The organism is Desulfofundulus sp. TPOSR (assembly GCF_011393055.1).
GTDB classification, from domain to species: domain Bacteria; phylum Bacillota; class Desulfotomaculia; order Desulfotomaculales; family Desulfovirgulaceae; genus Desulfofundulus; species Desulfofundulus kuznetsovii.
The window spans coordinates 1-19,486 of sequence record NZ_JAAOEF010000003.1 but is presented as its reverse complement, the minus strand read 5'-3'; the positions used below and the strand labels follow the sequence as shown (position 1 = coordinate 19,486).

Below are 19,486 nucleotides of genomic sequence, written 5' to 3'. Positions count from 1 at the left end.
CAGGAAAAATCCGGCTAAAAACCACCCTTTTTCAGCACCGCCCAACCCCGGTTAAGGTAGTCCAGTCCCGACCAGATGGTAAAGGCGATGGCTATCCACATGGCCAGATTCCCGGGGGTTAAACGGACAACGCTAAAGGGAGAGTCCTGTAAAAGGAGGGCTACAATAGCTACAATCTGGGTGATGGTCTTGAGCTTACCCAGAATGCTGGCTCCCAGAACAGCACCCTCGGCGGCCATCAAGGAGCGCAGCCCCGTAATGGCAAATTCCCGCCCGATAATGATCATAGCCACCCAACCGGGCAAACGGTGAAGTTCGACCAGGGAAATAAGCGCACTGGAAACCAAAAGCTTGTCCGCCAGGGGATCCATTAGCTTGCCCAACCGGGTAACCAGCTGGCGCTTTCTGGCAAGGTACCCGTCCAAACCATCGGTGCTGGCGGCTAAAATAAAAACGGCAGCAGCAACGTAATCCCCGTAGGGCACCTGGAGGGATACCACCGTTAAAAAAATAGGAATCAAAAAAATCCTGGCCAGGGTTAAACGGTTGGGCAAATTCATGCGAGCTCCCCCATCAAGTCGTACTCACCGGCCCGGGTAATCTTTACCAGCACAAAATCACCCGGGCTTGGAGTCACACGGCCGGCAGTAAAGTACACCCGGCCATCTATTTCGGGAGCGTCGGCCTGGGTACGGCCAAAATAACGGCTGCCCTTTTTCCCTTCCACCAGAACGCTCACGAGGCTACCCACCAGGGAACGGTTGTGCTCCAGGGATATTTGCTGTTGCAAAGCCATAGCCCTGTGGTAGCGTTCTTCTTTAACTTCTTCCGGCACTTGACCGGTCATGGCAGCAGCCGGTGTACCTTCCTCGGCACAGAATTTAAATACTCCCGCCCTTTCAAAACGCATCTCGCGCATAAAGTCAAGCAACTGTTGAAAGTCCTCTTCCCTTTCTCCCGGAAAACCAACCATGAAAGTAGTGCGCAGAGTTAACCCGGGAATAGCCCGGCGCAGTTTATGGACGAGCTCCCGCAGCCTGGAGGCGCTACTGCCCCGCCCCATGCGGGCGAGCACTGCCGGACTGGCGTGCTGCAGGGGCAAATCGATATAGCGGCAGATTTTATCGCAAGATGAAAAAACATCGATCAATTCAGCGGTAATCCCGTCGGGATGGCCGTAAAGCACGCGGATCCAGCGTATGCCGGATATCCCGTTCAGGGAACGCAACAGCGGGGCCAGCTTCCGCTCCCCGTAAAGATCAAGACCATAGCGGGTAGTATCCTGGGCCACCAGGATAATCTCTTTAACCCCCCCAGCAGCCAGGGCTTCCACCTCTTGCCGGATGGATTCCAGGGTGCGGCTGCGATAAGGACCCCGGATGGAGGGGATGGCGCAGTAAGTACAGCAGTTGCTGCAGCCTTCGGCAATTTTTACATAGGCCGTATACTCCGCCGTGGTTCTAATCCGGGGCAGGCCGGCATCATAATCAAAACCGGGCTCCCCTACGGCTAAAACCCGCTCCCCGGCCAGAGCCCGCCGGACCACGTCCACCACCCGGTCGACCATTCCGGTACCTAAAACGCCGTCTATTTCGGGCATTTCATCCAGCAATTCCCCATGGTAACGCTGGGCCAGGCAACCGGTCACCAGGAGCACCCGGCAGCGCCCGCTTTTTTTGTACTGTGCCAGGTCCAGGATCTGGTCGATGGATTCTTCCTTGGCGGGGGTAATAAAACCGCAGGTATTAACGAGCAGGACATCCGCCTCTTCGGGACGGGGTGTGATGATAAATCCGGCCGCATCCAGCTGTCCCAACATTAGTTCCGTATCCACCAGGTTTTTCGCACAACCCAGACTGACCATGCCAACGCGGTACGACATTTTCTCTATCTCACCAACCCAGGTTCAGTATAACTCAAAAAAAACGGCCCTGTCAAAAAAAGGCGCGGCCCGCAAGGGCCGCCCGGATAAAAACCGGGGTTATTCGCCCAGCAAGTTTGCTATTCCTTCGTGGATATGGGAGTTGATCTGGGCAATAGTTTTTTGTAAGGAAGGGAAATCCTTAAGAATGTAACCCTCACTCCAACGGGTGATCAGGTACTGCACAAAGGCGAGATAACCCTTTACAGAAGCCACCCGGAAAAGATCACGGTACACGTTGTTGTTTGGCTGCCCCAAACAGTACTGGCCGGGGCGGTGGGTAATGGCAAAGTTGCCCAACTCCCGCCCTTCCCGGTACCAGGAAAGAATGCCGTCATACAGGCCGACTTCTCGACCGCAGGAGTCACAGATAAAGGAACCCATCACAAGCCCTCCTATCCCTGGGTAGAGGCGGAAAACTCCCGGCTCACCACCTGTCCCCGATCGCCCAGCACACCCAGATCCCGGCCATTTACCCGTACATTGACCACACCGGCGTTACCCAGCTTAACCCAGATGTGTTCCCTGGCCTGGAAGGACTTGGATTGATTGGCCGCCACCTCGCCGGTAAACATGGTTTTACCATCAACCACTACCCGCATCCAGCAGGTTTCGTCGGTTACATTGAGCACCAGGTGAACCCCTTCCGGCGAGCGGTTCTCCGTCCCGGTTGAGGTTGGTGCGTTTTGCGTATGACCACTGTTCCCCGGGAACGACCTGTCGGATGTACCAGCGTGTCTATCCTGGGACACAACCGGCTGTCCCCTCCCCTGATTATCATAAGCCGCATGCCGGGTGAAGCCAAAGAGCCACCCGGCACCCCATAAGAGCAGGACGGCCAGGAGCAGTCCCGTTGCCACGTAAGCGAGGCGGCCAGAGGGCCAGCTCAGCCGCAGTTTCTTCTCGACTCCGGCAAGCGGCTGCGTGACAGGCTGTGTCTCCTCCAGAGGAAACATTTCCTCAAACCGGGCCACCAGGGCCTCGGCATCCAGCCCCAAAAACCTGGCGTAATTCCGGAGAAAACCCCGTACATAAACCCGCCCGGGCAGCACATCAAAGGCTTCCTCCTCCAACGCCTCCAGGTATTTGCGGCGGATTTTCGTTTCTTCCTCAGCCTGCTCCAGGGACAACCCCCGGGCCTGGCGGGCTTCCCGTAGCATGTTTCCTATATCCATCGGGTTCACCTCCCTCTACCCGACCATATTCGGGCAGGCCTGTAATCCACTCCCTCACCCGGTTAACTGCCTCGTCCATATCAGCCGTGTTCACACAAAGGTCATAATCCGGGCTGGGCTCACCTGGATACCCGTAGAGAGGATCATAATATTTGGTCAAAAGATAGGAAAAAACCTGGTCAAATTTCCCCCCGGCCAGCAACTGGTTCAGCTCCGCCACGCGACGTGCTCCCAGATACTTTGCCAGGGCAGAGGTGGCCTCCTGCAAAGCGGGAATGTTTTGCTGGGGACCACTGGTATACTCCTGGCGGATACGCCTTACACGGTTTTCCAGGGAATCATAGAGCAGTACCCTGTACCCTTTTTCCATCGCCCTTAACACCACCGCCGGGACCAGCAGATTGCCCAAGCGGCGGCTTTCACATTCAACAACAAATACCCCTTTTTCCTCTGCCGCCATCAAGGCCCGGACAATAAGACCCTCGAACATTTTCTGGCTGGGGGAAGGGGGCAAGCCGATCTTGCCGTAAACCGAACCCCGGTGCCGGGCCAGGCCCTCCAGGTCTAACACGGGCAGACCCTGTTCCGCCAGGCGGCGAAGCAAAGTGGTTTTGCCCACCCCCGTCAATCCGTGGATTACCACTGCCTTTACAGGCAGTTCTTCTACCCCCAGGTAAGAGTTGACAAAGCGGCGGTAGGCCTTATAACCACCCAGGATGCGGTAGACGGCAAAGCCCATGACATCAAGGATGGCCGCGGCAAATTGACTGCGCAACCCTCCCCGCCAGCAAAAGAGGACCAGCCGTCTGCCGCGGGCCAGACGTTCTACAGCCTCCACCCAGCGGGGAAGACGGGGAGAAACCAGTTCCAAACCCAATTTACGGGCCTCTGCTGGCCCTTTTTCTTTATAGACAGTTCCGACCAGCGCCCGTTCCACATTATCCAGCAGAGGAACATTTACTGCCCCCGGGATGGTTGCCTCGCTGTACTCACCTTCTGAACGCACATCCACTACCAGAACATCTGTTAAAGACAGGGCTTCAGCAACGTTAATTTCTTTAATCATAATGTCACCTTACGTATTGCACTGGCCACTATCATATACTTTTCCCTAATATACTTTCCTCCGCATTTTTTGCTATTCCGGGCGTGTCCTTGGCGCAAATCCACACAGTGTTTTTCTACACTTAACTTCGGTTTCCTTTCAAAGCACGCATTTTTAATTTACCTTTTTTTGAAAGTCTGCTTGAACTGTTCTAAGGTAATCAGTACAGACCGGGGTTTACTGCCCTCGTACCCTCCCACAATGCCCTTCCTTTCCATAATGTCCATAAGCCGGGCCGCCCGGGCGTACCCTACCCGGAGGCGCCTCTGCAAGAGGGAAATGGAGGCGTGACCCGTTTCAATGAAAATTTCTACGGCCCGGGGCAACAGCTCATCTTCCAGTTCCTCCTCCTGTTCCCCATGGCCTTCCTCCGGGAGGAGCTGTGCTTCAAAGTGGGGGCCAGCCTGTTTCTTCAGAAAAGAAACAAGCGCTTCCACCTCTTGATCCGAGAGATAGGCTCCCTGGACCCGGATGGGTTTCGGCGCCCCCACCGGGAAAAAGAGCATGTCCCCCTTTCCCAAAAGCTTTTCCGCCCCGGCCATGTCCAGGATGGTGCGGGAATCAATCTGGGAAGACACGGCAAAAGAAATCCGGGATGGAATATTGGCTTTGATCAGGCCGGTTATGACATCCACTGAAGGGCGCTGGGTGGCCACTACCAGGTGGATGCCTGCGGCCCGGGCCATCTGGGCCAGGCGGCAAACCGCGTCCTCCACATCGGCCGGCGCTACCATCATTAAATCAGCCAGTTCATCGATGATGATTATAATTAACGGGAGTGGTCCCCGTGCCCCCGTACCCGTCTCCTGGCTGCGGCAGAGATCATTGTAACGGGTAATATCCCTTACCCCGGCCGCGGCAAAGAGCTCATAGCGGTGTTCCATTTCCTTAACGGCCCAGCGCAGGGAGGTGGCCGCCTTTTTGGGATCCGTAACCACAGGCGATACCAGGTGGGGAATCCCGTTGTAGGTGGCCAGTTCCACCATCTTGGGGTCGATAATTAAAAACTTTACTTCGTCGGGCGTAGCCTTAAAAAGAATGCTGGCAATGATGGTATTCAGGCAGACACTTTTTCCGGAACCGGTTGCGCCGGCGATAAGCAGGTGGGGCATGCGGGCCAGGTCGGCCACTACCGGATTGCCGGCGATATCCTTGCCCAGGGCCACGGTAATCCGGGAAGGCGCCTCCTGAAAATCGGGCGTTTCCAGTAACTCCCTTAAATAGACCATGGAAATTTCCCGGTTGGGCACTTCAATCCCTACGGCCGCTTTGCCCGGAATGGGTGCCTCAATCCGTACGTCCGGCGCCGCCATGGACAGGGCGATGTCATCGGCCAGGCTGACAATACGGCTGACCTTGATCCCCGCCGGAGGCTGGATCTCGTACCGGGTGATGGCCGGTCCCCGGGAAACCTGCACCACCCTGGCTTTAACCCCAAAGCTGCTTAGAGTTTCTTCCAGTATACGAATATTTTCGGTAATATCCCTGCTATTCTTGATGCTTTTGGCCCGTACCGGTTTGGAAAGCAGGCTCAAGGGAGGAAACTGGTAAGGTGAAGAGCCGGATGACACATCCTTTTCCCCGGCGGTTCCGCCGGGCGGGGAAACGGGAGAAGGAACAATGCGCAAAACCCGGGGCGTGCCGGTATTGCCCGCATTACTGTTACCGGTTTTTTCACCGGCTGCTTCCGGAGTGGCTGCTTCCCGGGTGGCTATCCCCGGTCCGCTCTGGTCAATGATCACCGGCCTCAAGTCAGGCCCTTCTACTGTTTCCTCCGCTTCCGTGAATAAAAAGCCACCAACGCGTTCGTAGAAACCTTTGAGAGCACCCACAAGCCCGGCAAAAAAGGTACTCAAAGAAACGTTACTGCTCAAAAGCACACCCATTAAAATTAAAGTAGCCAGGACAATGCAGGTGCCCGTCAAACCGAAGGAACGCTCCAGAAGGAAAAAACAAACCGCCCCCACCAGGCCACCCCCCTCCCCGGCCAAACCGGCCTGCAGGGAGTAATTCTCTGGCACCAGCATGTGCAACAGGGTGAGGGCCACCACAAAGAGCAGGGCCCCCCCGTACAAGCGCCGCCCGGCCCCCCGCCTGGACGCCTTTCCCCGGATCAATCTCAAACCCCAGAAAGCGAGCAGGAGGGGGAAAAGATATCTTCCCTCTCCGGCTATTCCCCGCAGCATCCGCTCTACCCCCCAGCTGACCAGCCCTACAGCGGGGTTAACCAGGCTGATCAAAGCTAAAAGGGCCACACAAATTAAACCAATGCCAGCAAGCTCGTATTTTTGCAGGTCTCTGGCCGTCCTTACTTTCACCCCAACCAGCCTCCGCCCTAATTATACCATACTATATGGGAAAGTGCTGCAATTAAACTATATTTTACCACAGGCAAAAAAGAACGGGGGAAAGCCGGGTTTTGGTAAACTAAGCATGAGTCACGCCGGTTACGATACCAAAGCATAAAAAAGCCCCCGGGATTTCCCGGGGACTGTGCCTCTGGGCAAACGCTCAATTTTTCTTCCCGTTTTACGCCCGGCCCGCACCGGCAAGGCACCGGGCCAGTATCTCGGCCGTATGCATGACCTGTACTCGCGAGTTCTGGTGGTCCAGGCCACCGCCAATCTGCATCCGGCAACCCGGACAGTCCAGGGCCACCACTTCTGCGCCAGTGTCCAGTGCAGACTCCAGCTTGCGATTTAAAACGGATTTTGAGAGTTCGGGGAACTTGATGGTATAGGAACCCCCGAAACCGCAACAGACATCTGAACGATTCATTTCCACCAGATCCGCCCCGGCATCCTTGAGCAACTGGCGCGGTTCCGCGGTTACCCGCAGGTAGCGCTTTAAGTGGCAGGAATCGTGATAAGTAACCTTTTGCCGCAAGGGGACCAGCAACGGGGTTAGTTTTTCCCTGTGAGCATGCACAAAGGAGGAAAAATCCGTTACTCTTTCCGCCAGTTCCCTGGCCCTATTGCTCCAAACCGGATCACCGGCCAGAAGTTCCGGATACAAGAACTTCAGGGCTTCGGCACAGGTGGGACAGGCGGTAAGGATATGCCCGGCATCTATACCCGCAAAAGCTGCAATATTTTGCCGCGCCAGCTCGGCAAAAATGTTCGTCAAACCGGCCTGTTTGGCCGGGTACCCGCAGCAGGTTTGTTGTTCCGGGTGAACGATTTCAAATCCCAGGGCCGCCAGGACTTTAGCCACCGACTCACCAATACCGGGGTAGACAAAATCAACCAGGCATCCCGAAAATATAGCTACGCGGCCGGTTGCCCTGTCCGGGCGGGGCAGGGTACCAACCCGATCCCGGAAGGGAATGTCGGCAATGGCGGGCAAAGTACGCCCTTCGGTTAAACCGGAAAGGAAGAGGGGTAAGTGACGTATTTTCCCTCCCCTGGCAAAGGGTTTCTGCAACCGGGAAGCCGTTTTAAGAAGCCTGTGGAATAACCTTCGATTGACCAGCACCCTTTCAAAAATTGCTTTCTCAACATAGCCCAGGCCTTCCCTTTCAACCGTTCGCCGCCTGAGCTCGCCAATCAGGGCGGGCAGGTCAATGTTGCCCGAACAGTAATCCCGGCAGCGCCCGCAACCCAAACACAAGTTCTGCACCCGCTGTGCCTTTTGCGGGTCGGTGAAGAAGGCAGTGAGCACGGTCCCAATGCCGCCGGTATAAACATCCCCAAACACCCCCCCGACCAGCTGGTAAATGGGACAGACGTTTAAACAGGCGGCACAGCGCACGCACTGCAGGGCTTCTTTAAAAACGGGATCGGCGGCCATGCTGGTGCGCCCGTTATCCATGAGTATGATATGCAGTTCCTTTTGTTCGTGGTAGTTGCCGTCGGGGTCAACAGCGGATACGGCACCGGTAATCATGGTCACGTAAGTGGTAATGTGCTGGGCCGTGGCACTGCGCGGCAGCACTTCCAGTATGGGTGCGATGTCTGTAAAGCGGGGCACCAGCTTTTCCAGACCGACGATGATTACATGCACCGGGGGCAGGGTGGTGGTCAGGCGCCCGTTGCCTTCATTGGTGACCATGACGATGGTACCCGTTTCGGCCACGGCAATGTTGGCACCGGAAATGCCCATCCAGGAGGAAAGGAATTTCCTGCGCAGCTCCCTGCGGGCCAGCTGGACCATGGAGGAAATCTCCGGTTCCACCGGCTTTTTAATTTCCCGGCTGAAAATTTCAGCCACTTCGTTCCGGCTCATGTGAATGGCCGGCATGACCATGTGGGAAGGCCGTTGACAGGCAAGCTGGATGATCCACTCACCCAGATCCGTTTCCACGACATTCAAACCCTGCTTCTTTAAATAGTCGTTTAAGTGGATCTCCTCGCTGGCCATGGACTTGGACTTGACGACGGTCTTGATGCCCTTGGACCTGGCCAGCCGGGCAATGTACTCCCGGGCGTCCTGGGCGGTAGCCGCCCGGAAAACAGTGGCGCCGCGACGGGTAGCCTCCCGGGCAAACTGGCCGGCCAGTTCTTCCATGCGCTCCGCCGCTTCCCGCTTAATCCGGGCTACTTCCCGGCGCAGTCCCTCAAAATCCTTATGCCGGTAAGCCTGTTCCCGGGCAATGACATAGTTATCAGCAAACTTTCCCAGGGCGGAACAAACACTTGTATTGGCCAGGGCCTCCCGGGTCGCCTGCCGCAAGGCTGCCTTACTCACCGGCATCCCCTCCCTCGTCAATAAAAATGACCACCACTTTGCCCGGCCCGTGCACGCCAATGGTAAGCACGCGCTCGATATCCGCCGTACGGCTGGGGCCGGAAACAAAGGCCAGGTAACCGGGGATTTGACCCCGGGCCGCCAGGTTATTGATTGCTTCCTGCAGAGTACCCACCAGCTGGTTGGTGGATACCAGGGCCAGGTGTGCGGGAGGAAGCATGGATACCAGCCGCCGGTTAATCTCAGTGGCGTCCTGCACCAGTGTCCCCGTTTCGGCAATGGCCATTTCAAAGGACGAAATACCCAGGTCTGCCGCCTCGGCCCGCTCCCGGGGGTTACCGCCGGTAACTTCCGCTCCGGCCCCGCCTACTGCTGCAGCCGGGTCAAGGGCGGTTACAAGAGGTGACTCGGCCAGGGCGACCTTTCTCACACCCATCTCCTGAACCAGCTTACCCACCAGTTCCCTGGCTTTAGCCAGATTGGGCACCCGGTAAACTTCAGTTCCCAAGGCCCGGGCCCTGGTAACAAATTCCTCGTATAGTTGCTCCAAATTCCGGTTAGCATCCGGCAATGCCGCTTTGTTTAAAGCCACGGGCTACTCATCCCTTTCTCGGAATATCCCGGCCGGATCATTCCATCCGGCCGGGTCAAATGCCTCCTTTAATGTCTTCTATGCACTCCGGCGACCGTTCAAGGCGTCCAGAGAGCTTCTCTGCCGGGAAGCGATCAATCCCAGCACCAGAATGAACGCTGCCGTCAGCAGCAGGATGGTCGTCCCGCCGCCGGAATCCGCACTGGCTGCTGCAGCCGGGGTAGCTTTAGTCAGGGCCGGCACCATCCAGGGGAACACGTAGGCCTGCAGGGAGGTAACGACGGAGATAATCAGGGTAAAGAAGATACTGTGCCCCAGGGTAAAGCGGAACAGGTCGCCTTCTTTACCCACCAGGCCTGTGGAGGCCGCTCCCACGGCAATTGTCTGGGGCGAAATCATCTTGCCGGCCACCCCGCCGCTGCTGTTGGCCGCCACGGTAAGTACCGGGTTTACCCCGATTTGTTCGGCGGTAATCTGCTGCATCTTGCAGAACAGGGCGTTGGAGGAAGTATCGCTACCGGTAATCACCACTCCCAGCCAGCCCAGGATGGGGGCCATGAAAGGGAAGAAGGTGCCGGTTACGGTGAAGGCCTTCCCCAGGGTGGGGGTCATGCCGGACCAGTTGGCCACAAAAGCAAAGCCCAGTACGGAAACTATAGTCAGCAAAGCAAAGCGCAAGTCTTTCAATGTTTTACCAAAAACCTCCAGAAACTGACCGGGGCTGATCCGCATGATTATGGCGCTGATGATGGCCGCAATCAAAATGGCCGTTCCACCGGCAGAGAGCCAGTTGAAGTTGTACACCACGCTCATGGGCTTACCGCCAGCAATGATGGCCTGATCCAGGCCACTGAATACAATTTTAATGGATACCGTATCCAGGACCGCTTTGACCGGCTTCAGACCCCAGTCACTGATCAGTACCGTCAACACGATAAAGGGAGACCAGGCTTTGAGCACTGCTCCGGCGGAATGCCTTCTCACCTTGAGGGTGGCTTGAGATTCACCGGCAAAACGCCAGATCTTTTTCGGCTTCCACACCCGTAGCAAGAACACCAGGGCAATGATGGAAACCAGGGAAGACAGGATGCCCGGCAACATGGGCGTCATATAGTTCGAAGAAAACCACTGGGCCAGGGCACAGGATATGCCGCTGACCAGGATTGCCGGAAGAACCTCCACGGCCCCCTTCCACCCGGCCATAATGAAGACCAGCCAGAAAGGTACGAAAACCGAGAGGAAGGACACCTGTCGGCCGACCATCTGGCTGATGGTCATGGCATCGATACCGGTTACCGCACCGGCAGTAATGATGGGGATACCGAGACCGCCGAAGGCTACCGGGGCGGTGTTGGCAATCAGGCAAATACCGGCGGCATAAAGGGGGTTGAAACCAAGACCGGCCAGCATGGCCGCTGTAATGGCCACGGGGGCACCGAAACCGGCGGCTCCTTCCAGGAAAGCACCGAAGGAAAAGGCAATTAAGAGCGCCTGCAGGCGGCGGTCTTCAGTAATGGAAGCAATAGAATCCTTGATGATTTCAAACTGGCCTGTTTTCACCGTCAGGTTGTACAGGAAAACTGCCGTAACCACAATCCAGCCAATGGGGAAAAGGCCCGTCATTACGCCGTAAAGGGCGGTTAAAAACGCCATGTTCCCCGGCATACCATGAACACCTATGGCCAGCACCAAGGCCAGAGCCAGGGTAATAAGACCGGCAATATGTCCTTTCATCCGCCATATGGCCAGGGCACAGAACAAAAAGATGATTGGCAGGGCGTCCACCAGGGCCGAAAGACCCAGATTGCCCAGAGGGTTGATTGCCTGTGTCCACGTCATGGCATAATTCCTCCTTATTAATAAGTTTTACAAGAAAGTGATTAGTCCGAAAACTCGACTTGAAGTGATACATGTTAATTATCGTTAATTATCAGTCCTTTTTAACTCTCACCACCCTTTTATTTTAGTAATATGAAGTCTAAGCCAGCATGGGAATGGATGGCCTGACCACCAGGATCTATATTTCGCGCAAGGAATAAAATTTCCTGCTCTCATAACCTGTTTTTTAAAAATCGCACGAAATTTTTAAAAAAGTGACCGTGGGGGCCGGAGCCGTGCAGCCCCCACTGCCCTTAAAACACATCCACTACCTTGCCTGGGTTCAAAATTAGATTGGGATCCAACGCCTTCTTAATGGAACGAATCATGTTGAGCTGTACGGGATCCATGAACCGGGCCATGGCATCCTTCCGTTTAGCTCCAATGCCGTGCTCTCCGGACAGGTTACCACCCAGGTCATACACCACCCGGTACATCTCTTCCAGCACCTTTTCCTTAACCTCATGCCAGCTGTGTTCATCCCGGTTCTCCCGCAACAAAGTGGCATGAATGTTACCATCCCCGGCGTGACCGCAGCAGGGAATTTTGATCCGGTACTTTTCCGCTATCCGGTTAATGGCCTCCAGTGCCCTGGGAATTTGACTGACCGGAACGACAATATCTTCCATACAGTAAACCGGGCTAATCATGCGCAGGGCTTCGGCATAACACCGGCGGGCCTTCCAGATGCGCTCCTGAGTGGATTTGTTGTCGGCTACAAAAACTTCCAGCCCGCCATTCTCCAGGCACAGCTTCCCGATGGTTTCGTAATCCTCCTGCACCTGCCGCTCCGAATTGCCGTCCACTTCCACGATCACATAGGCCGCAGCATCCCCATAGGGCAGTTGCTGATTCAGATACAGCTCAGCCGCTTTGATGGACAGGTTGTCCATAAACTCCAGGCAGGTGGGAATAATCCCCCCGTGGGTCATAATGGTAGGCACGATATTGATGGCTTTTTCAATGTCGTCAAAGGGAACCAGTAAATCTGCTACATACTGGGGCAGGGGCATCAGCTTGAGATAAACCTTGGTAACAATACCCAGTGTTCCCTCGGAACCAACCATCAGGTGCACCAGATCATAACCCGTAACGTTTTTCACACACTTGCCGCCCAGGGTAACTATATCCCCGTTGGGTAAAACCACTTCCACCCCGTAAATGTGCCGGGAAGTGGTACCGTACTTCACCGCCTTGTTGCCGCCGGCATTGGTGGCCACATTGCCCCCGATAAAGGAACTATCGGCACTGCAGGGGTCGCCGGCATAGAGATATCCCTCGGCCTGGGCGGTACGCTGCACTTCACCGGTGGTCACCCCGGGTTCGGTAACCATAAAGAGATTTTCCTTATCCACTTCCAGGATCCTGTTCATCCGTTCCAGGGAAAGGACAATTCCTCCCAGCATGGGCACCGCCCCGGCAGCCAGACCGGTTCCTGCCCCCCGGGGAGTAACCGGCACCAGTTCCCTGTTGGCCAGTTTCATGATTTCGGAAATCTGCCGGGCATTTTCCGGCTTCACCACCACTTCGGGCATGTGCTGCCACATGGCCTCGGAAACTTCATCCCTGCCGTAGACTTCCATTTTTTCGGGATCCACAACTACATTGGCTTCCCCGACTATTGACTTTAGCTCATCGATAATCCCGGCGGTAATCCGATTGTAGCGCATCTACCTCAGCCCCTCCCTTCTGATCAGGCACCGGCCTTTAATTTTTTCAGCGCGTCAATTAACTCCGGAACCACTTCAAAGGCATCTCCAACAATACCAAAGTCAGCCACCTGGAAAATTTGTGCATCGGGATCTTTGTTAATGGCCACAATGGTTTCCGAGGTTTGCATGCCGGCCAGGTGCTGCACCTTGCCGGAAATACCTACGGCAATATAGAGCTTCGGTGAAACGGTTTTCCCGCTCAAGCCAATCTGATGGGAGTAAGAAATCCAGCCCAATTCTACCGCATCCCGGGTAGCCCCTACACCGGCACCCAAAACCCGGGCCAGCTCTTCCACCAGTTTAAATCCTTCCCGGTTCTTCAATCCCTTGCCGCCAGAGACGATAATATCGGCATCCTGGATATTGACCTCCTGGCTCGGGTCAACCATAAACTCCAGGAAGCGCTCGGTAAGGGAAACCAGCATATCGCCATAATTCTTCACAGTTACCACACCGGTCCGGGATTCGTCCCGGGGAGCCGGCCGGGTCGAACGGGGCCGTACCGTAGCCATCTGGGGCCGGGTAAAGGGCGTCTTGATGGTGGCCATGATATTGCCTCCAATGGCCGGTCTGGTCTGCAGCAGGATTCTTTCCCCCGGGTCAATATCAAGATATGTACAGTCCGCCGTTAAACCGGTACCCAGGCGGGCTGCCACCAGGGGCATTATCGTCCGGCCGGTGGTGGTGGCTGCAGCAATGACAATTTCGGGTTTTTCTTCCTGAATCAATTGCGCCAGTGCCCTGGCGTAAGGTCCGGGGAGAAAACTGGCCAGGTCTTTGCTGCACACGTGAAAAACTTTATCTGCTCCCCGCAGGATTACTTCTCCCAGATCATCCACCCGGTCCCCGAGAATGGCACAGGACAGCTCGACACCCAGCTTGTCCGCCAGGGTGCGTCCCCGGTTTAAAAGCTCAAAGGTCACCCGGTGAATAGATCCGTTCCTTTGTTCACCGAGAACCATTACGCCCCGGTATTCTTTCACATCCACAACCCTGCACCCCCTTATACAATTTCCCGAGCAGTGAGGAAGCTAATTAACTCATTTACAGCCCGTCCAGTATTATCATGGCGGTACAGAATGGTATCCCGGGAAAGCTTGGGGCTGAAGATCTTAACCACCCGTGTGGGGGAACCTTTCAACCCAATCTCATCCGGAACCAGACCCAGATCCTCAGGACCCCAGATGGGCACCTGCACTTCCTTAGCCCGCAGCTTTCCGGCCAGGGTCGGAAAACCGGGCTGGTTGATCCCTTTGATTACCGTAACCAGGGCGGGCATTTTCACCTGGACGCGTTCAAAACCGCCCTCTACCAGCCTTTCCACCGTGATTACCCCGTCCCCTACTTCCAGTTTCTGCACGTAGGTCTGCACGGGAATGTCCAGCATGGCGGCAACCATAGCCCCGGTTTGACCGGTTTCACCGTCGGTGGCCCGTTCACCGCAAAGGATCAAATCCACCGGCCACAGTTTCTTAATGGCACTGGAGAGAGCCCGCGCGGTGGCCACAGTGTCAGAACCGGCAAAGGCCCGCCCCGACAGAAGTATAGCGCCGTCGGCGCCCATGGCAATGGCTTCCTTAACAGCCTTCATCGCCGACTCCGGACCCATGCTGATGGCCGTAACGGTTACATTTTTCATACTCCGCTTCAGCCGCATGGCTTCTTCCAGTGCATTTTCGTCCAGGGGGTTGATGATATTACCCTTGCCGGTGCGGATCATGGTTCCAGTTCCCGGATCCATTTTTACATTATCCGTTCCCGGCACCTGTTTGATGAGAACAACAATCTTCATGGCACACCTCCTGATCTTATATTCAGGTTGTCTGACCTCAGAAAGAAAAGGAGGTCAACAAAACCAGAACACAAAAGACAGTCCAAGGGGTATTCAGGCTATCCTATCTGTTGGTGGCCTGACCATTGTAGTCATTCTATACTGGATAATAAAATCCTTCTGGAAAACGTAATTTTCGCAAAAAAAGTTTCCCTTAAGGGAAAAATTATTGAACTAAATTTTTGCAAAATCCTCCGCAAGGGGAACCTGTCAAAAAAGGCTTTTATCTACAGCTTAGATACTCTCATACAACTAGCCCGGCGGGGTCCCTCGCCCGGAAGGCGCCCCAGACCGTATGAAACACAGGCCTGCCGGGATTTGAGATCAATTCTGTTTACAATTGTTCAGGTTGACCCGTGCCAGCTCCACTTCCACTTTCCAAAGGTGCTGGTACATCAATTCCCTGGCCCGGGATCTATCCCGCGCGGCCACGGCCAGGTAGATGTCGCGGTGCTCTTCAAATAGCCGCCGGGTGGTACCGGAAGTGGCGGAAAGCCACAGGGCCCGGGTTACCCGCAAAGTCTGACTGATAGTCTCCTGAACGGTGTTCATCAACCGGCTCAACAGGGGGTTCTGGCTGGCCTGAGCCAGAGTAAGGTGAAAGCGCAAATCCAGCTGCTCGGCTTTCTCTCCTGCGGGGAGATCTTCTTCCATCTCTTCCACCACTGCCTTCAGTTCCTGCAACAGTCCGGGAGTGCATCTTTCGGCAGCCAGGCCGGCGGCTTCCACTTCCAGGGCCTTGCGCACCTCCAGGATATTTTGCAGTTTGTCCTTTTCCAGGAGCAAAATAAAGGTCAGGGGTTCAATAACGGCGTTCGGCCCGGGCCGCTTGACATAAATCCCTTCTCCATGCCTGATTTCCAGAATGCCGGCCAGGTTCAAGGCGGAAAGAGCCTCCCTCACCGAGGCCCGGCTCACCTGCAACCGTTCAGAAAGCTCTCTTTCGGTAAGCAGTTTATCACCCGGTGCCAGCTGGCCTTCAATGATCAGCTTCTTGATCTGTTCCAAAATGCTTTCAGAAGTGCGTTTAGTTTTTACCGGTTTAAATTCGGCCATGATTTTATCCCTACCCCATTTTTACCTGATTCCGGCAAGGGCCAGGACTATTACCGTTGCCCCCAGGATCAGGCGGTACCAGATAAAAATGCCGAAACTATGGCGGGTTAGAAAACGCAAAAGAAATTTAATGGAAAGGAAACCTACCACCGCCGAAACAGCCACACCAACTAAAAATGGAAGGTTGAGGTCGGCGGGAGTTAATTTGGGCAACTGCATTACTCCAGCACCGAAAATGATAGGCGTAGACATGAGAAAGGAAAAGCGGGCTGCCGTTTCCCGATCCAGGCCGGCCATGCGCCCCACGGCCATGGTGATGCCCGAGCGGGAAACTCCCGGGATGATTGCTAAAGCCTGGGACAGGCCGATCCAGAGACTTTCCCCCAGGCCAACCTCTTCCAATCGCTTATAAGCGGGAGCCCGGGTATCAGCCAGGTAAAGGATTACCCCCATGACTATGAGCATGATCCCGATGACCAGAGGCTCCCGGAAAATTGTTTCCGCCTGTTCCTCAAACATGTAACCAATGGCTGCACCGGGAACGGTGGCGACCACTAAATACCAGAACAAACGGCCTTCGGTGGTACGGCGCCGCAGCAAACCGTCATGCAACAGAATTAGCCAGTCCTTCCAGAAAAAAGCCACCACGGCCACCAGAGTACCCATATGGAGGGCCACGTCAAAGGTCAATCCCGCATAATGCCAGCCCATCAACCAGGGAACAAGCACCAGGTGGGCCGAACTGGAAATGGGCAAAAACTCTCCCACTCCCTGGACTACGCCCAGGATTACGGCCTCAAACAAGCTCAATTAAATCACCCCGTATGTTACTGCTTCCAGTGATGCAACACTAACTCTATCATTATAGCATAATGGTAAAATATATGGCCAGATAGTTGTTCATATAACTAACAGCCCGGGCATCGCCCCGGCCGGTGGAAAACCCGGCCGTTCACGAATGTCAGCCCGTCTGGGTACATCTGAACAACTTTACCACTGCACCGGGATAAAGATCGCTTCTGAGATAATCCAGGGGATCGGTACTTAAAAGGCGCACCACCCTGCCCTCTCCGGGCCCGGTATCCTGAATCAACACAGGCACGCCATCAATGTTTACCTCTCTGGTGGGAGCATGCTGCATTTCCTCCAGGCCTTCAAAGACTAACTCTAACTGCATGGGGGTATATAAGATCACTGTACCGGCACCCCATTTCGTAGTTTCCATTCCTCAATCATTGACTTAAGCTTGTTTACCGCCTGTCCGACTCCCCCCACCTCATCAATCAGACCCTTTTCCACCGCTTCCCTTCCGATGAGAACGGTTCCAATATCCCGGGCCAGTTCCCCCGTGCGAAACATTAGATCGCGAAAAGAGGCTTCGCTAATGCGGGAATGCTGGGTCACGAAACGTACCACCCGGTCCTGCATCTTGTCCAGATACTCGTAGGTTTGGGGTACGCCTATAACCAGGCCATTCAAACGAATGGGATGAATGGTCATACTGGCTGTTTCAGCAATGAAACTATACCGGGCGGCGACGGCTATCGGCACCCCGATGCTACCCATGTCGCTACCCCCTGATAAAGAGCGAAGGACGGAAACTTTCCGCCCCGTTAAAACGTTGCCAGTACCTTGAGTTCGAACCTTTCCTGCTCCAGTTTTTCTTCCCGCCCCAGGAATTCGGCGAGGTCGACATTATAATGAATTTCAATCTTATCCCGGTACAAAACCACCTTGCTGATAATCTGGGCGAGCATCTGCTTTTTCGTCTCGACCGGGGCCTCCATGAACAGCTTGAACCAATGAGGGGCACGCATGGAAAATTCCATCAGCTGGCTTCTCCGATGCTTCTCCACGCGCGCCTGCGACTTTACTTCTTCAAGTTCCTTCTCAAGTGATTCTACTATCCTGCCGTATTCGTTCACTTTTTCAGCCAGCAGTTGCTCCGAATACAAACTGCCGTCCGGATCGGCGAAATAATCATCCAACCGTCTTACCCAGGCATTATAGATTTTCCTGTTTTTGCTTAACTCCTTCTCCAGGGTCTTTACCCGATTTGTCGCTTCAGCCAGGTAGTCCACCTGCTTCTGTTCAACATACTGTAAAAGATCTTCATAATTCAACCCGGACAGAAAATTTTCAAGTTCCTGCAGGAAAATCCGGTCTATTTTTTTCTGGGAATACGAACCCTGCCCTTCACACAGTTTTTCTCCCCCACCTACCCGGGCGTGGGTAACACACCGGTAAACCCTTTTCTGACAGGGGTAAACCTTGCCGTTACGTTTGCGCCAGTTATGGCCGGAGCTGATAAAGCCGCGGCCGCAGTAACCGCACACAAGAAAGCCGGTCAGGAGTGCACTGCTGGACATGGCGCGGGGATTGGGAGTTCCTCCCTTTTGTGTTTTAGACGTACAATTTTCCTGCATCTTGCGGATCAACCGTTGCCATGTTTCCAGGGGAATAATGGAGTATTCGGGTATCGGCTTCGGGTTTCCATTCTGATCCCGGGGAATGATGAAATTGTTCAGGTCCGTATATCCTTTGATGCGAACCCTGGAAGTGGGAGTGTTTCCCGGTTTCGTCCTGTCATAGGCCGGAAGCCCGCAGATTATTGGGTTCTGCAGCACCTGTCGCACCCGGGTGTCGGTCCACAACCTGCCTTCCCGGGTGCGGTACCCCTGTTCGTTCAACGCAGCGGCTATCCTTTTGCTTCCCAAGCCTTCTTCCAGGTAGAGTCTGCACATTTCCTTAATCACCGCGGCCTCTTCCTGATCCACTTCCAGCGGCAAACCTTTTTTGGACTCGGATAGCCTGAACCCGTATGGAGGGCGGCCACCGGTCCAGCATCCCTGTTTGGCTTTCTGCCGCATAACATGAGACACGCGAATTCTGGTGTTCACACTTTCCGTCTCCGATTGCCACCCTTCGATAAACCGCAGGAGCTTGTCATACTGGTCCTTAAGCTCCAGCTTTTTACCTCCAGGTACATCGGCGACGGCGATAACCTCGACACCGGCACGGTGAAACTGCCATAAGACTATCGGGTACTCCAGGCTTTTGCGTGAGAGGCGGTCGGCCTTAAATACAAGCAGAATCTTAAATTTACCCATTAACGCGTCGGCGAGAACGTTCTGCAGGATGTCTCTGTCGTCTTTGCTGTACTTAAATGCTGAAACGCCTTCCTCCGCGTATTCCTTCACAAGTTCCCATTCCGGATGTTGTGCAACAAATTCGCGTATTACGCTTGCCTGAAGCGGTATGCTGTCTTCCTCGTTATTTTTCAACTGCTTTGCGGTCGATACCCTGTATAATGATGCTACCGGAATGGTCATGGAAAGCACCCCTACTTCGTGATTTCCTCCAGAATAAGTTGGGCCGCTTTAGCTTTGAAATTTACCATGCGTTCCCTGGAATCGGGCACGGGTATGAAAACATTTTCCACTTTCATACCCGACACGGGGTCACGCCTTCTTAATTTCATATGGCTCAGGCCTTCTTCTACAATATATTCTACATCATTTATTAAAACC

The 19,486-nt window shown here is 54.7% G+C and carries 17 protein-coding genes and 1 pseudogene; all 18 read right to left on the bottom strand.

What is annotated here, in order from left to right:
- Window positions 1-14 precede the first annotated feature (14 nt).
- The gene (pgsA, locus tag G7K71_RS10860) at window positions 15-560 is read right to left on the bottom strand and encodes a CDP-diacylglycerol--glycerol-3-phosphate 3-phosphatidyltransferase (RefSeq protein WP_166346321.1); all 546 of its coding nucleotides are present in this window, start codon (window positions 558-560) and stop codon (window positions 15-17) included.
- Window positions 557-1,882, bottom strand: coding sequence for a 30S ribosomal protein S12 methylthiotransferase RimO (gene rimO, locus G7K71_RS10855; protein ID WP_166346318.1), 1,326 nt, complete (start codon window positions 1,880-1,882; stop codon window positions 557-559). Before rimO ends, pgsA begins: the two co-directional genes overlap by 4 nt.
- A 99-nt stretch (window positions 1,883-1,981) precedes the next feature.
- Window positions 1,982-2,305 (bottom strand): hypothetical protein, encoded by a 324-nt coding sequence (locus G7K71_RS10850; protein ID WP_013823435.1) that lies wholly within the window; start codon window positions 2,303-2,305, stop codon window positions 1,982-1,984.
- A gap of 11 nt (window positions 2,306-2,316) precedes the next feature.
- The gene (locus G7K71_RS10845) at window positions 2,317-3,096 is read right to left on the bottom strand and encodes a helix-turn-helix domain-containing protein (RefSeq protein WP_166346315.1); all 780 of its coding nucleotides are present in this window, start codon (window positions 3,094-3,096) and stop codon (window positions 2,317-2,319) included.
- Window positions 3,032-4,162 carry a tRNA 2-selenouridine(34) synthase MnmH gene (mnmH, locus tag G7K71_RS10840; RefSeq protein WP_166346312.1) on the bottom strand — a complete coding sequence of 377 codons (1,131 nt, stop codon included), beginning with the start codon at window positions 4,160-4,162 and terminating at the stop codon, window positions 3,032-3,034. Before mnmH ends, G7K71_RS10845 begins: the two co-directional genes overlap by 65 nt.
- Window positions 4,163-4,320: 158 nt before the next feature.
- A complete protein-coding gene (locus G7K71_RS10835) occupies window positions 4,321-6,519 on the bottom strand; it encodes a DNA translocase FtsK (RefSeq protein ID WP_166346309.1) in 2,199 nt (732 codons plus the stop codon).
- A 211-nt stretch (window positions 6,520-6,730) separates the two neighbouring features.
- The gene (gene ldhH / locus G7K71_RS10830; RefSeq protein WP_207712882.1) at window positions 6,731-8,893 is read right to left on the bottom strand and encodes an L-lactate dehydrogenase (quinone) large subunit LdhH; all 2,163 of its coding nucleotides are present in this window, start codon (window positions 8,891-8,893) and stop codon (window positions 6,731-6,733) included.
- A complete protein-coding gene (locus G7K71_RS10825; RefSeq protein ID WP_166346303.1) occupies window positions 8,880-9,479 on the bottom strand; it encodes a lactate utilization protein in 600 nt (199 codons plus the stop codon). The genes ldhH and G7K71_RS10825 overlap by 14 nt, the downstream gene beginning before the upstream one ends.
- A 78-nt stretch (window positions 9,480-9,557) precedes the next feature.
- Window positions 9,558-11,318 carry an L-lactate permease gene (locus tag G7K71_RS10820; RefSeq protein ID WP_166346300.1) on the bottom strand — a complete coding sequence of 587 codons (1,761 nt, stop codon included), beginning with the start codon at window positions 11,316-11,318 and terminating at the stop codon, window positions 9,558-9,560.
- 293 nt (window positions 11,319-11,611) lie between these two features.
- Window positions 11,612-13,027 carry an FAD-binding oxidoreductase gene (locus tag G7K71_RS10815; RefSeq protein WP_166346297.1) on the bottom strand — a complete coding sequence of 472 codons (1,416 nt, stop codon included), beginning with the start codon at window positions 13,025-13,027 and terminating at the stop codon, window positions 11,612-11,614.
- 23 nt (window positions 13,028-13,050) lie between these two features.
- Complete coding sequence (locus G7K71_RS10810; protein ID WP_395858276.1) at window positions 13,051-14,058, bottom strand: electron transfer flavoprotein subunit alpha/FixB family protein; 1,008 nt, start codon at window positions 14,056-14,058, stop codon at window positions 13,051-13,053.
- 14 nt (window positions 14,059-14,072) lie between these two features.
- Entirely contained in the window at window positions 14,073-14,861 is a 789-nt protein-coding gene (locus G7K71_RS10805) for an electron transfer flavoprotein subunit beta/FixA family protein (RefSeq protein ID WP_166346294.1), read from the bottom strand.
- Window positions 14,862-15,224: 363 nt separating this feature from the next.
- Window positions 15,225-15,956 (bottom strand): FadR/GntR family transcriptional regulator, encoded by a 732-nt coding sequence (locus G7K71_RS10800; protein WP_166346291.1) that lies wholly within the window; start codon window positions 15,954-15,956, stop codon window positions 15,225-15,227.
- A gap of 21 nt (window positions 15,957-15,977) precedes the next feature.
- Window positions 15,978-16,766, bottom strand: coding sequence for an undecaprenyl-diphosphatase UppP (uppP, locus tag G7K71_RS10795; protein ID WP_166346288.1), 789 nt, complete (start codon window positions 16,764-16,766; stop codon window positions 15,978-15,980).
- Window positions 16,767-16,917: 151 nt separating this feature from the next.
- Window positions 16,918-17,151 carry a YlzJ-like family protein gene (locus G7K71_RS10790; protein WP_166346285.1) on the bottom strand — a complete coding sequence of 78 codons (234 nt, stop codon included), beginning with the start codon at window positions 17,149-17,151 and terminating at the stop codon, window positions 16,918-16,920.
- Window positions 17,148-17,516 (bottom strand): annotated as a pseudogene (locus G7K71_RS10785) (ATP-dependent Clp protease proteolytic subunit); the annotation flags it as partial. The pseudogene G7K71_RS10785 and the gene G7K71_RS10790, both read right to left, overlap by 4 nt.
- 53 nt (window positions 17,517-17,569) lie before the next feature.
- Window positions 17,570-19,288 carry a recombinase family protein gene (locus tag G7K71_RS10780; protein ID WP_166346282.1) on the bottom strand — a complete coding sequence of 573 codons (1,719 nt, stop codon included), beginning with the start codon at window positions 19,286-19,288 and terminating at the stop codon, window positions 17,570-17,572.
- Window positions 19,289-19,299: 11 nt separating this feature from the next.
- On the bottom strand, window positions 19,300-19,486 hold a 187-nt coding region (locus G7K71_RS10775), incomplete at its 5' end, for a hypothetical protein (protein WP_207712880.1).